Below are 14,749 nucleotides of genomic sequence, written 5' to 3'. Positions count from 1 at the left end.
TTTTGTTCCGCCTCGAACCCTTCGGGCCACACCGAGCCCTTTCGGATCCGCGGTGAACCGTTCCGGTTCGCCGCGCAGCGGAAGGCGGAGCGACAAGCATCACAGTGCGCTCTCCACGGGGATGCGAGGTTCCGCGGCCGAGAGCCCCTCCGTAATCTGGCCTCCGAGGGAACGGGGCGGGGATTACGTGGAACGAGCACAGGGTACGGACGCGGGACTGGTGCTGGCCGGAAGGTACCGGCTGGGCGAGGTCCTCGGGCGTGGCGGCATGGGCAAGGTCTGGCGCGCCCACGACGAGGTACTGCACCGCACGGTGGCGGTCAAGGAACTGACGGCCGGACAGTACGTCGCCGAGGCCGACCGGATCGTCCTGCACGCGCGCACGCAGAAGGAGGCGCGCGCCGCCGCCCGGATCACCCATCCGGGGGTGGTCACCGTCCATGACGTGATCGAGTACGACGACCGGCCCTGGATCGTCATGCAGTACGTCGATGGTCCGTCGCTCGCCGACGCGGCCAAGGAGACCGGCGAGATCGAGCCGCGCGAGGCCGCCCGGATCGGCCTGCACGTGCTGGGCGCCCTGCGTGCGGCACACGCCGCCGGGGTCCTGCACCGGGACGTGAAACCCGGCAACGTACTGCTCGCCGCCGACGGCCGGGTGCTGCTCACCGACTTCGGGATCGCGGCGATCGAGGGCGACTCGACCATCACCAGGACCGGTGAACTCGTCGGTTCCATCGACTACCTGGCGCCGGAGCGGGTACGGGGCGGCGATCCGGGCCCGGCCTCCGACCTGTGGTCGCTCGGCGCCACGCTCTACACCGCGGTCGAGGGCCGCTCGCCGTTCCGGCGCACGTCCCCGCTCTCCACCATGCAGGCCGTCGTCACCGAGGAACCGCCGCCGCCCGGGCGTGCGGGCCCGCTCGGCCCCGTGATCACCGCACTGCTCCGCAAGGAGCCCGAGAACCGGCCGTCGGCGGCGGAGACGGAACGGATGCTGCTCGACGCCATGGAGGGCCGCAAGCCCCAGGCGGCGCAGGCGTACGTGCCGACGGAGCGCGTCCCCGACGAGGCCCTGCGCATGTTCGGTCCGGCCGTCGCTTCCGGTCCGGCCCCCGCCCCCGGTGATCCGGGTGCGGCCGGCGCGGCCCAACTGCCGCACGCTCCAGGCGAGTTGGCCGCCGGCCATGTGAACGGCCCGCTGTCGGACCCGGTGACCCGGCGCAGCCGGGGCCGGTGGCGCGCGGCGGCGCTGCTCCTCGTCGCCGCGGCGCTGGTCGGCGGCGGTGCGGGACTCGTCGCGATGAAGTACACGGACCGCACCGACGACCCCACCGCCCGGTCGGGCGGCACGGGCACCCATGCGCCCGGCACCGCCACCGGACCGGCGAGCAGTCCTTCGGAGACGACCGATCCCTTGCGTAAGAAGGCGGAGACCAAGGAGATACCCGACGGCTGGCACCGGGTGGACGATCCCGAGGGCTTCAGCCTGACCGTGCCGGAGGGCTGGGAGCGCCGGGCGGACGGCAACCAGATCGACTACACCCCGGACAACGGCGTGCACTACATCCGGATCAGCATCGACCCGGAGCCCGACTACGAGAACTCGTACATGCACATGCTGAACCTGGAGAAGCAACTCGCCGAACGGCTCCCCGGGTACGAGCGCGAGACCCTGCACTCCAACACCTACCGGGACCGGCCCGGCTCGCTCTGGGAGTTCACCTGGACGGAGACCAAGAACCATCCGGGCCCGCGCCGCGCGATCGACCAGATGTACTTCGGGGAGACGGGCGGCCCGGAGTACGCGCTGTACATGACGGGCCCGGCGAAGGACTGGGACGCGACCCGGGCGCAGTTCGACACGATCCTGCGTGGATGGCGCGCGCCCGACGAATCCGACTGACGACCGTCGGACGGCTCCGACCCGGTCGTGTCCGACGGGACCCTCGAAGGCTCCGGCCGACGGGCGCCCGAAGAGATCCCGGCGGCACCGGTCGGCGGGCGTGCGGTGGTTCCGGCCGACATGCGTGCGAAGGCTCCGGCCGAAGGACGCCCGACGCATCCGGTCCGAGCCCCGGCCCGGGTCCCGGTTCGGTCTTCCGGCGGTGAAGGGGCCTGATCAGGGGCTTTGTTGCCAGTGATCGCTGGCTCCTTTGTGGGGTGTGTGAAAACCCATTACTCACGGGTACCCAAAGTGGTCGGGTGGACGTACTCTCGGCCTCATGACGGACTCGCAGGCCCCCCAGCCCACCCCCGCGGCCCCGGCCGGCGGCACTTCCACGGCCCCGGTCGGCACCAACCCCGTGGCCACCGCCCCGGCGGGCGTGCGCACCGCCGCCGACGTGGTGACCCCCGACCTGGTCGCCCGGCTGACCCGTGACGTGGTCGGCTCCGGCCGCACCGCCAACCACACGCCCTTCACCGGGCAGAAGCTGGCCGATCTGCCCGAGTCCACCCCCGAGGACGTGGCGACCGCGTTCGAACGGGCCCGTGCGGCCCAGCCCGCCTGGGCCGCGACCCCCGTCCGCGCCCGCGCCGCCGTCCTGCTCCGCTTCCACGACCTCGTCCTCAGCCGTCAGGCCGAGGTCCTCGACCTCATCCAGTTGGAGACCGGCAAGGCCAGGCTGCACGCCCACGAGGAGGTGCAGGCCGTCGCCGTCGTGGCCCGTCACTTCGGGCACAGGGCCGCCGCTTATTTGAAGCCGAAGCGGCACGCCGGAGCCGTACCGACCCTCACCAAGGTCACCGAGCTGCGCCAGCCGCGCGGCGTCGTCGGTCAGATCGCGCCGTGGAACTACCCGTTGGAGCTGTCCGTCGGTGACGCGCTGCCCGCGTTCGTCTCCGGCAACGCCGTCGTGATGAAGCCCGACACGGAGACCGCGCTGACCGCTCTGTGGTCCCGGGACCTGCTGATCGAGGCCGGGCTGCCCGCCGAGGTGTTCCAGGTGGTCCTCGGCGACGGACCGGTCGTCGGCCCCGAGGTCGTCAAGCACGCCGACTATGTCTCGTTCACCGGTTCCACGCGCACCGGCCGTGAGGTCGCGCAGGGTGCGGCGGCCCGGCTCGTCGGCGTCACGCTGGAACTCGGCGGCAAGAACGCCATGCTGGTCCTCAAGGACGCCGATGTGGAGAAGGCCGCTGCGGGCGCCGTCCGCGCCTGCTTCTCCTCGGCCGGCCAACTCTGCATGTCCATCGAGCGGCTGTACGTCCACGAGTCGGTCGCCGACGACTTCGTAGCACGCTTCGCCGCCCGTACGAAGGCCATGCGGCTCGGCAGCTCCCTCGCGTACGGCGCCGACATGGGCTCCCTGGTCGGCGAGCGCCAGATGGAGGCCGTCACCCGGCATGTCACGGAGGCCGTCGAGAAGGGCGCGAAGCTCGTCGCGGGCGGGGTCGCCCGTCCCGATATCGGCCCGCTCTTCTACGAGCCGACCATCCTCGACGGCGTCGAGGCGCCGATGGCCGTCTGCAACGAGGAGACCTTCGGACCGGTCGTCTCCATCTACCGCTTCACCGACGAGGACGAGGCCGTCGCCCTCGCCAACGCCACGCCGTACGGGCTGAATTCGAGCGTCTGGACCCGGGACTCCAAGCGCGGTCACCAGGTCGCCGCCCGGCTGCGGACCGGCACGGTGAACATCAACGAGGGGTACGCCTCCGCGTACGGCAGCGTGCAGTCCCCGATGGGCGGCATGAAGGACTCCGGTCTCGGCCGACGGCACGGCTCCGAGGGCATCCTCAAGTACACCGAGGCGCAGACCATCGCCCAACAGCGGCTGATTCCGATCGCCCCCTCCTTCGGCATGGACGACGAGAAGTACGCGGCGTTCATGACACGCAGCCTGAAGGCGATGAAGGCGTTCCGCCTGCGCTGACGTCCTGGCACCGCAGCCCCTTCCGTCCTTTTCGTACCGAGGAGAGCCATGCCCCAGGACAGCCCTGCCCGGAATCGGACCGCTTCTGGGAGCGGGACCGCTTCCCAGGAGGGGGCCGCCTCCCCGGAAGGGGCCGACGACGCCGCGTACGACTACGACGTGCTGGTCGTCGGCTCGGGCTTCGGCGGGGCGGTGTCGGCCCTCCGGCTGACCGAGAAGGGGTATCGTGTCGGCGTCCTGGAGGCGGGCCGCCGCTTCACCCCGGGCACCCTCCCCAAGAACTCCTGGGACCTCAAGAACTACCTGTGGGCCCCCGCCCTCGGCCTCTACGGAATCCAGCGCGTACACCTGCTCGGCAACGTGATGGTGCTGGCCGGCGCGGGCGTCGGCGGCGGTTCGCTCAACTACGCCAACACCCTGTACGTGCCCCCGGCGGCGTTCTTCGAGGACCGTCAGTGGGCGTCCATCACCGACTGGCAGGACGAGCTGAAGCCGTACTACGACCAGGCCAGGCGGATGCTCGGGGTCCGGCTCAACCCGACGACGACCCCCTCCGACGTCCACCTGAAGGCAGCCGCGCAGGCCATGGGCGTCGGGGACACCTTCCATCTCGCCCCGGTGGGCGTGTTCTTCGGCGACGGCGAGGACGCCGACGGCACGGCGCGGGCGGAGCCCGGCGGCACGGTCGCCGACCCGTACTTCGGCGGCGCGGGCCCCGCCCGCCGGGCCTGCACCGAGTGCGGCGCATGCATGACGGGCTGCCGTCACGGCGCGAAGAACACCCTCGACGAGAACTATCTCCACCTCGCCGAGAAGGCCGGGGCCGTCATCCGCCCGATGACCACCGTCGTCGCGATCACCGACCACCCGGAGGGCGGCTACCGCGTCCTCACCGTCCCCACCGACCGCCGCCGCAAGGCGGGCCCCACCCGGCTGCGGGCCCGCCAGGTGGTCGTGGCCGCCGGGACGTACGGAACCCAGACCTTGCTGCACACCATGAAGGACCGGGGGCTGCTGCCCCGGCTCTCCGACCGGCTCGGCGAGCTGACCCGTACCAACTCCGAGGCGCTCGTCGGCTCGCAGACGACCGACCGGCGCTACCGCAGGAAGCACGGCGCCGCGCGGGTCGACTTCACCCGGGGCGTCGCGATCACCTCCTCGATCCACCCCGACGAGAACACCCACATCGAGCCGGTCCGCTACGGCAAGGGCTCCAACGCGATGGGCGCGCTGTCGATCCTCCAGGTGCCCTACGGCGCCCAGGCGTCCCACGGCCGCCGTGTGCTGGGCTGGCTCGGCAACGTCGCCCGGCACCCCGCCCTCGCGCTCCGTTCGCTGTCCAACCGCCGCTGGTCGGAGCGGACCATCATCGGGCTCGTCATGCAGTCGCTGGACAACTCCCTGACGACGTACCGCAAGCCGACGGGCATCGGCAAGGGACTGCTCACCGCCCGGCAGGGGCACGGCGCCCCCAACCCGGCACAGATCGAGGAGGCCACGCGCGGCGCCACGCTGCTCGCCGAGGAGATCAACGGCTTCGCGGGCTCGAACGTCGGCGAACTGATGGGCACCCCGCTCACCGCGCACTTCCTCGGCGGCTGCCCGATCGGCGCGAGCGCCGAGGACGGGGTCATCGACCCGTACCACCGCCTCTACGGACACCCCGGCATATCGGTGGTCGACGGCGCCGCGGTCTCCGCGAATCTCGGGGTCAACCCCTCGCTGACCATCACGGCGCAGGCGGAACGGGCGATGTCCTTCTGGCCCAACAAGGGCGAGGAGGATCCGCGCCCGGCGCAGGGCGGGGCGTACGAACGGCTGGCCCCGGTGGAGCCCCGGTCGCCCGCCGTGCCGAAGGACGCCTTCGGCGCGCTGAGGCTGCCGTTCCTCGGCATGCCGAAGCTTCCGCCGAAGCAGAAGCCGTGAGGGCTCCGAGCGCGGTGAGCCCGTGGTTCGCCGCCATGGTTGTCCGGAGGCTCACCAATCCTTTATGTGACACCGCTCACGCCAGTCCGGCCCATCACGTCAGTCCGGCCCGTACCTGGTGATCCCGCACCCGGTTCCCGGGCACCCGGCGAGGACACGCGGCGCGGAGACAGCATGAACGAGGGCCCCGCGGGCCGGATATCGGCCGACGGGGCCCTTCGCGTATGGACACCGGCTCGGTGCCCTGGAGCCGGTGTCCTACGGGCCGCGTGGCGCGCACCCTTCCGTCCGGACACGGTCGGCTCCGGGCGTCCCCGGAGCCGACCGTGGGGGTGACCGGGCTGCTGTCCCCTGCCGACCGGTCACGCACGCCGGGCCGTGGTCCCACGGCGCACCTGCGGTACGCCTCACGTCCCGGCGGAGCCACGCGTGGTTTCCTACCGAAGCCGCCCCTGGCTGGCACGGACACCGGGACCAACGAAGCCGTCGCGGAGCCGGTCACGCGCCGTACGGGTGAGAGCGGGCCCGAACTGGGATACGCCCGCACACCCCGGACCGCACGGCCGTCAGATCCGGCCGCGGCACAGCTCCAGCAGCGTCATGGCCAGGGAGGTCCCGGGCTTGCCGAGCGCGTCCCGGTACTGGCCGAGGACCTCCATCTCGCGGGAGAGGTTGACGCGACGGCCGCCGGATGTGATCCGTGCTTCCTGGATAACGGCCGAGACGGCCATCCGCTCCTGGACGAGCCCGATGATCCGGTCGTCGAGGGCGTCGATCCGGGACCGTGCCTCCGCGATCAGCGCGGCGGCCTCCTCGGTGCGCGCGCCGGTCTTTTCCGTGGCGCTCTGCGCGTCCGTGGTGCTCCGCGTGTCCGCGGCGTTCCTCGCGTCCGTCGTGGTGAGGTCGGTGGTGGCGGGGGCGGTGCTGATCATTGTGAGGACTCCTCGTGGGGTGCGGGTGCGGTCCCCGGAGCCGACCGGTCCGAAAACGCCGAGGCGCCCCGGGCCTTTCGGCCCGGGGCGCCTGGAACGTTGCTTGTCAGAGGATCAAGCAGCACGACCATGGCAGCCGGCGGGCCGGATGCCATAGGTAAAGACGAAGGTCGTGTGCTGACGCATGGGGCCCAGTATGGACCGCCCGCGCGGTCTGTCCAACCGCGACCGGATGCTGAGACCCGTTCCCGTTCCCGTTGCCGTTGCCGTTCCCGGCCCCGGCCCCTTGCCCCGGCCCGTACGGCCACCGGCCCGTTCCGGTGCCCGGGCCCGCGCGACGACCCGTCCCGTACGCACCGGGCGGAGGAAGCGCCCGCCCCCTCCGCCCGTGGTACGGCTGCCTCGCCCCCACGGGACGACGGCCCGTTCCGCGCCCCCGGTAGAATCGGAAGAACCGACCCCCTTTTCACCGCCGGAAGGCCGCCCCGTGCCAGCAGCACCCCCCGCCGCCCCCGACAGCGCGACCGACGTGGTTCTCGTTGTCGACTTCGGCGCGCAGTACGCCCAGCTCATCGCCCGTCGCGTCCGTGAGGCCCGGGTCTACAGCGAGATCGTCCCGTCCACGATGCCGGTGGCCGAGATGCTGGCCAAGAACCCCCGGGCGATCATCCTGTCCGGCGGCCCCTCGTCGGTGTACGAGGAGGGCGCACCCACGCTCGACCGTTCGCTGTTCGAGGCCGGGGTGCCGGTCTTCGGCATGTGCTACGGCTTCCAGCTGATGGCCACCGCACTCGGCGGCACGGTCGACGACAACGGCGCCCGCGAGTACGGCCGCACCACGCTCACCGTCACCAAGACCGGCTCCACGCTCTTCGAGGGCACGCCCGCCGAGCAGCCGGTCTGGATGTCGCACGGCGACGCCTGCTCCGCCGCCCCCGAGGGTTTCACCGTCACCGCGTCCACGGACGTCGTCCCGGTCGCCGCCTTCGAGAACGACGAGAAGAAGCTCTACGGCGTCCAGTACCACCCCGAGGTCATGCACTCCACGCACGGCCAGCAGGTTCTGGAGCACTTCCTCTACCGCGGCGCCGGCATCGAGCCGACCTGGACCACGAGCAACGTGGTCGAGGAGCAGGTCGCCCTGATCCGCGAGCAGGTCGGCGGCAAGCGCGCCATCTGCGCCCTGTCCGGCGGGGTGGACTCCGCGGTCGCCGCCGCCCTCGTCCAGAAGGCCATCGGCTCCCAGCTGACCTGTGTGTACGTCGACCACGGTCTGATGCGCAAGGGCGAGACCGAGCAGGTCGAGAAGGACTTCGTCGCCGCCACCGGCGTCCAGCTGAAGGTCGTCGACGCCTCGGAGCGGTTCCTGGACGCGCTGGCCGGCGTCTCCGACCCCGAACAGAAGCGGAAGATCATCGGCCGCGAGTTCATCCGCGTCTTCGAGCAGGCCCAGGCCGAGATCGTCGCCGAGGGAGCCGCCGACGGCGAGGACGTCGCGTTCCTCGTCCAGGGCACGCTCTACCCGGACGTCGTCGAGTCCGGCGGCGGCACCGGCACCGCCAACATCAAGTCCCACCACAACGTCGGCGGTCTCCCCGACGACATCGAATTCCAGCTCGTCGAGCCGCTGCGCAAGCTGTTCAAGGACGAGGTCCGGATGGTCGGACAGGAGCTCGGCCTGCCCGAGGAGATCGTCCAGCGCCAGCCGTTCCCGGGCCCCGGGCTCGGCATCCGGATCGTCGGCGAGGTCACCCGGGAGCGGCTCGACCTGCTCCGCGAGGCCGACGCCATCGCCCGTGAGGAGCTGACGGCGGCCGGCCTGGACCGCGAGATCTGGCAGTGCCCGGTGGTCCTGCTCGCCGACGTCCGCTCCGTCGGTGTCCAGGGTGACGGCCGCACCTACGGCCACCCGATCGTGCTGCGCCCGGTCTCCTCCGAGGACGCCATGACCGCCGACTGGTCGCGCCTCCCGTACGAGACCCTCGCCAGGATCTCGACCCGCATCACCAACGAGGTGGCCGACGTCAACCGGGTCGTGCTCGACGTGACGAGCAAGCCGCCGGGCACCATCGAGTGGGAGTGATTTCCCTGGCCGCCAGTGCCCGGGAACACCCCCTCAGCAGGGGCAATGCCGATGCCGTCGCTCATTCGTTTGGGCGACGGCGTCGCCGTTTCCGCTGGGTACGCTGGCTGAGGAGACGAGACTCTGCCCCCATGGGAGCAATCATGAGCGCCGCACCCGATCCCAGGCTTGAGAAGCAGCGATACCGGTGGCCCGTTCCGCCCGAGGGCGGGTGGACGGCGGACGATCTCGACCGGCTCGCGGACCTGCCGCCTCACACCGAGCTGATCGACGGGAGTCTCGTCTTCATGAGTCCGCAGCGTAAGTTCCACACCCGCACGATGTGGCTGCTGGAGCAGGCTCTGCTCGCGCATCTGCCGAGCGACCTGGACGTCGATCGCGAGATGACCATCCGAATCGACGAGAGAAACCGTCCGGAGCCCGACATGCTGGTGTACCGGGCGGAGGCGGACACCGGCGCGGACCAGATCTGGTACGCGCCCGAGGACGTCGTCCTGGCCGTCGAAGTGGTGTCGCCCGATTCGCAGGACCGTGACCGCGATGTCAAGCCGCGCAAGTACGCCGCGGCCGGGATCGCTCATTTCTGGCGGGTGGAGGCGGATGCCGACGGCCTGCCGATCGTGTACGTCTACGAACTCGACCCGGCTCGGCAGGCGTACACCCCGACGGGCATCTACCACAACGAACTGAAGCTGGACGTTCCGTACCTGATCGAGGCGGACCTCACCCAGATCTACCACCGCGGCCGGTGAAACGGCTCCGGGCCCGATCGGCTCCTCGCCACCCCTGGCCACTTCTCGCGACCAGCGGTAGCTTCCGCCTCCCTACGTCCTGGGAGCCCGAGGAGGCGTCATGCCCGAGCCCACGCCCGACCACAGGCCGGAGCCCACGCCCGTACCCGTGGACCGGCTCCATTTCGCGATGCCGCCCGTCCACGCGTCGGTGGAGGAGGAGCGCGCCCACCGCAAGGAGCGGCTGGCCGGGGCGCTCCGGCTGTTCGGGGAGTACGGGTACGAGGACGGTGTCTCGGGCCATCTCACCGCGCGCGACCCGGAGTTCGCCGACTGCTTCTGGGTCAACCCCTTCGGTGTCCCGTTCACCAGGATCACCACGGACGAGTTGATCCTGGTGAACGGGGACGGTCAGGTCGTCGAGGGGCGGCACCACGTCAACCAGGCGGCGTTCACCGTCCACGCGCAGGTGCACCGGGCCCGCCCCGACGTCGTCGCCGTCGCGCACGCCCACTCCGTGCACGGGCGGGCCCTGTCGGCGCTCGGCGAGCTCGTCGAACCGATCACCCAGGAAGCCTGTGCCTTCTACGAGGACCACGTCCTGTACGACGCGTACACCGGGGTCGTGGTCGACGAGGCGGAGGGGAGCCGGATCGCGGCGGCGCTCGGCGGGCGCAAGGCGATCGTGCTGCGCAACCACGGGCTGCTGACCGTCGGCGGCACGGTGGACGCCGCCGCGTGGTGGTTCATCTCCCTGGAGCGCTGCTGCCAGGTGCAGTTGGCCGCGCGTGCCGCCGGGAAGCCGGTACCGATCGGGCACCGGGACGCCGTCGCCACCCGGGAGCATCTGGGCGGCGACCTGGTGGCCTGGACCAACTACCAGCCGCTGTGGCACCGGATGAATCGCACGTCCTGACGCCTCGCATCGACGAGTCGCACATTCTCATGACATCCGGCGACTTCTGACGGCCGAATAGGTCGCACATTCTTGCGATGCGCAACGGTCCGTCTCCCCGATGCGGTCAGAGGCCGTTTCATACGGCACAATTCGCAGCAATCGCAGTCGAGTTGACTGGACCGTGGCTGGATCAGGGCTGGAAAGGGCGGCGTTCTCCGTGGCGTTGGACGAGGCGAGGGCGAGCGGCACGCACAGCGGCGGCTGCACGTGCGGCGGCTGCCCGCACGGAGCACGTGAGGGCCATCGGCGCGCGGTGGCCGCCTTCCTGGCCAAGCGGGACGAATTCGCCGCGGGACAGGGGGTGCCGCGGGGGGTCGCCCAGTCCGTCTCCGCGACCCGCCAGTGGGTGTCGGACGAGCTGACCCAGTCGGCCAGGACCGTTGCCGAGCGGGGCCGGGAGGCGGGGGACGTCTGGCGGTACCGGGTGTGGCGGCGCACCCTGGTCACGGTATGGGGAGGCGTGGCCGTGCTGGTCGTCGCGGAGACCGCCACCGCCATCGGCGCGGGCTGGAGCAACGCCCGTACGGCCGGTCTGATCGCCGGGCTCGTCACCGCGGCCCTGCTGACCGGTGCCGCCCACGTCCACCGGGCCCGCGGGGGTCTCCTCGCCCCGGTGATCGGGGAGGACAACCGGCTCTCCACCTCCCGGGCGGTCGCGGCGTCCTGGGTGCTGCTCGCCGTCTTTTCCGTACTCGTGCTGGCGCTCCAACTGGCCGGCGCCTCCGACCATGCCGAGCGCGACGCGCTGATCGAGGGACTGGACCTGGCCAGGGGCGCCGGGATGGTGACGGTGCTGGCGCTGGTGTGCGCCGTCGCCGTGGTCGTGCGCCGGGTGGTGGGTGTACGGGCTCTGTCCGGGCGGCTCCAAAAGCTGCGGGCCGACTGCCCGCGCGCCGCCGACCTGCTCACCGACGATTCGGGGCGGGGTAGCTTCACGGACGTGCAATACGTGCTGGTGAGCACCGTCGCGGTGCTGTTCGCCGCGGTCCGGCTGGCCCGCAGGCCCGAGCAGCTGCCCGACCTGCCCTGGGGGCTCGCGTTGCTGGTCGCCGTCTCGGCGGTCGCGTACTTCGCAGGGAAATACACGGAGGGCGGGCGCCCGGTGGTGCTCTCGGTGGTCCGGTCCCGGGAGGCCGGCGACCTGGACGCGCCGATCCGTACCGGTGACGACATCGAGATCCGGGGCGCCGGGTTCGTGCCGCCCGGCGCCGGTACCCCGGACCGGTTGGCGGGCATGGTCGTGCGGATCGGCAGGGTCCATGTGCATGTGCCGCTCGTCCCGGTCACCGGCGGTTTCGCCAACCCGACGGACGGTGTGCTCACCGTGCCGGTGCCGGTGGACGTGGAGCCGGGCCGGGTGGAGGTGCAGGTCGTGACCGCCGCCGGGGTGGAGACGAACCGGGTGGAGATCGAGGTGACGGACTGACGGTCCGGCGGCCTGCCGGACCAGCGGGCCCATGGACTGGGGGCCTGATGGGCAGCCGGGCTGAGGGCCTGGCCGTCTACCGGGGCCGAAGCGCTGATGGACCTCCGGGCCGACGGCCGACGGACCGGCCACAGGCTGCCTGGTCACCGGTCACCGGTCAGAGGCTGCCCGGGCACCCGGGTCCCGCCGTCGGTTTCTTCACCTCGGTCGCCCGGTCGCCCGGTCGCCCGGTCGTCGGTCACCGGGTCGGCGGTCCGCGTACCGAAGAGCGACCCCGTGCCGATGTCCCTTCCTGGCGGTGGATCTTCCGACCGGACGGCCCATCGCGAGGAGCGCCGCGTTGCGCCTTCTACGTATCGTCTGATGACGGGATCACGGAAGGATGGGCAGTCATTATGCAAAATCTGCAGGAATTGCCGAGTTTGCGCGGCTATGGAGTGAGTACGGGCAGTCCGGGCGGGGCGCGGGGACTCAAGGAACTCGCGCGGGAGCACGCCCTGCTGCCGCTACGGATCTTCCTCGGTGTCACCTTCGTCTACGCCGGGATCGACAAACTGACGACCGCCGGTTTCTTCAGCGCGAGCGGCCCGGACTCCATCGGCGAGATGATGCGCGCAGTACGCGACTCGTCCGCGATCCCGGCCCTCGTCGACCTCGCGCTGAAGAACCCCGGCGTCTTCGGATACGCCATCGCCCTCGGTGAGATCGCCGTCGGGATCGGCACCCTCGTCGGGCTGTGGGCACGGCTCGCCGCGCTCGGCGGGGCACTGATCTCGCTGAGCCTGTGGCTGACCGTCAGCTGGCAGGTCGAGCCGTACTACTTCGGCAACGACCTGGCCTATCTCGTGGCCTGGCTGCCGCTGCTGCTCGCCGGGGCCGCGTCCTTCTCGGTGGACGCACTCCGCGCGTCACGGCGGCGACGGATCACGTAGTTCACCCAGGTCACGGTGGTGGCCAGCCAGAGGCCACCGAAGAACAGCAGGAAGAAGAAGACCCACGGGGCGCCCCAGGCACCCGCCGCGTCCGCCGCGTACCCCGCTGCCAGAGCGAGCATCGCCAGGCCCGCCACCGCCCGGCCCGGACGGATCTCATGAAGCAGCACGGGTGACCTCCACCTGTCCGATACCGACCTCCAGAGCGAGCTCGACCGTACCGGCGGGCTTGCTCCCCGGGACCGGCGGCAGCGTCCTGTGTTCGTTGCGCGACGGCCTGACGTCGACGTCGCCCGGCTGCTCGGGCGGGGCGCCCCCCGTCCGGTCGACCGGCAGCGTGATGTCGCCCAAGCCCGCCCGCGCGTCCAGTCTCACCGTCACCGCCTTCGGTACGACGACGACCAGACGGCCCGCCCCGACTCTCGCCGCCGTCGCGAGGGTGTTGCCCTCGGGGAGGGCGATACCGGTGAGGTCCAGTCGCGCCTCGCCGGTGCCGAGCGCGTACTCCGGCCGGACCGCCGCCGCCGTGGCGGGCCGCCAGCCCTCGCGCACCCACTGCGCGGAGATGTCCTTCGGCAGCCCGGACGCGCCCGCCAGCAGCACGGCCGTGATCATCGCCAGCATGACCGTGCCGAACCCGGTCCGGCCGAGGAACGAGCTGACCAGCATGCCGAGCCCGAACACCGCGAGTGCCCCGGCCAGACCGAACTGCAGACTCGTGCCGAGCGGCTGCGACTCCCAGGTCAGTCCCGTGCCGAGCCCGCCCGCGACCAGTGCCAGCAGGAAGACGAGACCACCGATGGAGACCGGGCCCATGGTGCCGGGCTCCCGCCGGGGCGTGGAGTACGGAGCCCGCGGAGCCGCCCCCCGGATGTGCGGGGACCGCCCGCCGGGCGGCGCGTCGGCCGGACCCCACAGGTAGCCGTGTGCCACCGGTCCCGTCGTCCCGTCCTTGACGATCGGGTCCCGCCACCACGACGGACTGCCCGGCGACGGCGGCGCCTTCACCTCGGGCGGCGCGTCCGCCACCGCCTGCGCGGTCGCCGGGTCCGACGGATCGCGGGGCGCCACCCCCCTGCGGTTCTGCGTCCAACCGGCGAAACCGACGACCGCCAGCGACAGCATCGCGGAGAACGCCAGTGTGCCGCCGTTCCCCAGCATCGAGAGGAACAGCCCGCACCCGATCAGCGCGAGCAGCATCGCGATCAGCGATGCCCCCTCGACACGGCCGGACAACAGCCTGCGCGCCTCGTTCTCGTCCTCGCCGTCCAGCGGGATCAGCAGCCAGGCGAAGCCGTAGAAGATCAGCCCGACGCCGCCGGTGACGGACAGCACCCCGAGCACGATCCGGAAGATCACCGGGTCGACGTCGCAGTACCGGCCAAGCCCGCCGCAGACCCCCGCGACGACCTTCTGGCGCGGGCTGCGCCGCAGTTGCGGTCGTGGTTCTGAGGGCGGCGCGACACCGGGGGAGGTGTCCTGGGGAACGGTCATGGCTCCATGGTGACGGGCCGGGGGACCGTCCGGGACCCGCCCCCACCCTGGCCGATCCCTGATATTGCCCCACCGCGACCCCTGGGGGAGGGCCGCTCCCCGACGGCCCGGGGCGTGCGGCCGGGGCGGCGCCGTGTCCCGGTCCGCCATGTCCCCCGGTCCGCCGCGATCTGGCCTGCCGGGCCGCGGTCCGCCACGGTCCGGCCTGCCATGGTGTCGGTCCGCCGCGCTCTCGGCCTGCCACGGTGTCGGTCCGCCACGGACCCGGTCGGCCAGACCCGGTCGGCCACAGGCCCGGTCCGCCATGGTCTCGGCGAGCCGGGGCGGCGCTCTCAGGGTGGAGTCCGGGACGGACCCTGATGCCGCGCCCCTTCCGGGCATGTGACGAT

The 14,749-nt window shown here is 71.8% G+C and carries 11 protein-coding genes; 8 read left to right on the top strand and 3 right to left on the bottom strand.

The window, feature by feature from the left end; genetic code table 11:
• Positions 1-187: 187 nt before the first annotated feature.
• The 3 genes from ACGF2V_RS28315 to ACGF2V_RS28305 all read left to right on the top strand — a co-directional run bounded on the left by ACGF2V_RS28315 (position 188) and on the right by ACGF2V_RS28305 (position 5,804).
• Positions 188-1,906, top strand: a complete 1,719-nt coding sequence (locus tag ACGF2V_RS28315; protein ID WP_362709975.1) for a serine/threonine-protein kinase — start codon at positions 188-190, stop codon at positions 1,904-1,906.
• Between the two features lie 319 nt (positions 1,907-2,225).
• Positions 2,226-3,878 carry a succinic semialdehyde dehydrogenase gene (locus ACGF2V_RS28310; RefSeq protein WP_362709978.1) on the top strand — a complete coding sequence of 551 codons (1,653 nt, stop codon included), beginning with the start codon at positions 2,226-2,228 and terminating at the stop codon, positions 3,876-3,878.
• 48 nt (positions 3,879-3,926) lie between these two features.
• Positions 3,927-5,804, top strand: coding sequence for a GMC family oxidoreductase (locus ACGF2V_RS28305; RefSeq protein ID WP_362625202.1), 1,878 nt, complete (start codon positions 3,927-3,929; stop codon positions 5,802-5,804).
• A gap of 566 nt (positions 5,805-6,370) precedes the next feature.
• Here the strand turns inward: ACGF2V_RS28305 and ACGF2V_RS28300 are convergent.
• Positions 6,371-6,736, bottom strand: coding sequence for a chorismate mutase (locus tag ACGF2V_RS28300; RefSeq protein ID WP_362625201.1), 366 nt, complete (start codon positions 6,734-6,736; stop codon positions 6,371-6,373).
• A gap of 487 nt (positions 6,737-7,223) precedes the next feature.
• On the opposite strand from ACGF2V_RS28300, the gene guaA reads away from it, so the two are divergent.
• From guaA to ACGF2V_RS28275, 5 genes are all read left to right on the top strand, one after another.
• Entirely contained in the window at positions 7,224-8,819 is a 1,596-nt protein-coding gene (guaA, locus tag ACGF2V_RS28295; protein WP_362625199.1) for a glutamine-hydrolyzing GMP synthase, read from the top strand.
• Between the two features lie 143 nt (positions 8,820-8,962).
• Positions 8,963-9,571 (top strand): Uma2 family endonuclease, encoded by a 609-nt coding sequence (locus tag ACGF2V_RS28290; protein WP_362625196.1) that lies wholly within the window; start codon positions 8,963-8,965, stop codon positions 9,569-9,571.
• Positions 9,572-9,671: 100 nt separating this feature from the next.
• Positions 9,672-10,466 (top strand): class II aldolase/adducin family protein, encoded by a 795-nt coding sequence (locus ACGF2V_RS28285; RefSeq protein WP_362625194.1) that lies wholly within the window; start codon positions 9,672-9,674, stop codon positions 10,464-10,466.
• 199 nt (positions 10,467-10,665) lie between these two features.
• Entirely contained in the window at positions 10,666-11,934 is a 1,269-nt protein-coding gene (locus tag ACGF2V_RS28280; protein ID WP_362625258.1) for a hypothetical protein, read from the top strand.
• A 395-nt stretch (positions 11,935-12,329) separates the two neighbouring features.
• Positions 12,330-12,866 (top strand): DoxX family protein, encoded by a 537-nt coding sequence (locus ACGF2V_RS28275; protein WP_362625192.1) that lies wholly within the window; start codon positions 12,330-12,332, stop codon positions 12,864-12,866.
• Here ACGF2V_RS28275 and ACGF2V_RS28270 read toward each other — a convergent pair.
• On the bottom strand, positions 12,773-13,036 hold the full coding sequence (locus ACGF2V_RS28270) for a hypothetical protein (RefSeq protein WP_392913539.1): 264 nt from the start codon (positions 13,034-13,036) through the stop codon (positions 12,773-12,775). The two genes, ACGF2V_RS28275 and ACGF2V_RS28270, sit on opposite strands and share 94 nt — an antisense overlap.
• Positions 13,023-14,360, bottom strand: coding sequence for a PspC domain-containing protein (locus ACGF2V_RS28265; RefSeq protein WP_362625188.1), 1,338 nt, complete (start codon positions 14,358-14,360; stop codon positions 13,023-13,025). Before ACGF2V_RS28265 ends, ACGF2V_RS28270 begins: the two co-directional genes overlap by 14 nt.
• Positions 14,361-14,749: the final 389 nt, after the last annotated feature.

The sequence above is a fragment of the Streptomyces sp. NPDC047982 genome, from assembly GCF_043204165.1.
Classification (GTDB): Bacteria; Actinomycetota; Actinomycetes; order Streptomycetales; family Streptomycetaceae; genus Streptomyces.
The sequence above is the reverse complement of the archived record's forward strand: the minus strand, read 5'-3'. Positions and strand labels throughout refer to the sequence as shown.

Coding starts and splice junctions, on each gene's coding strand:
- ACGF2V_RS28285 (WP_362625194.1), top strand. CDS start 9,672: ATGCCCGAGCCCACGCCCGACCACAGGCCGGAGCCCACGCCCGTACCC.
- ACGF2V_RS28265 (WP_362625188.1), bottom strand. CDS start 14,360: ATGACCGTTCCCCAGGACACCTCCCCCGGTGTCGCGCCGCCCTCAGAA.
- ACGF2V_RS28310 (WP_362709978.1), top strand. CDS start 2,226: ATGACGGACTCGCAGGCCCCCCAGCCCACCCCCGCGGCCCCGGCCGGC.
- ACGF2V_RS28290 (WP_362625196.1), top strand. CDS start 8,963: ATGAGCGCCGCACCCGATCCCAGGCTTGAGAAGCAGCGATACCGGTGG.
- ACGF2V_RS28275 (WP_362625192.1), top strand. CDS start 12,330: ATGCAAAATCTGCAGGAATTGCCGAGTTTGCGCGGCTATGGAGTGAGT.
- ACGF2V_RS28305 (WP_362625202.1), top strand. CDS start 3,927: ATGCCCCAGGACAGCCCTGCCCGGAATCGGACCGCTTCTGGGAGCGGG.
- ACGF2V_RS28300 (WP_362625201.1), bottom strand. CDS start 6,736: ATGATCAGCACCGCCCCCGCCACCACCGACCTCACCACGACGGACGCG.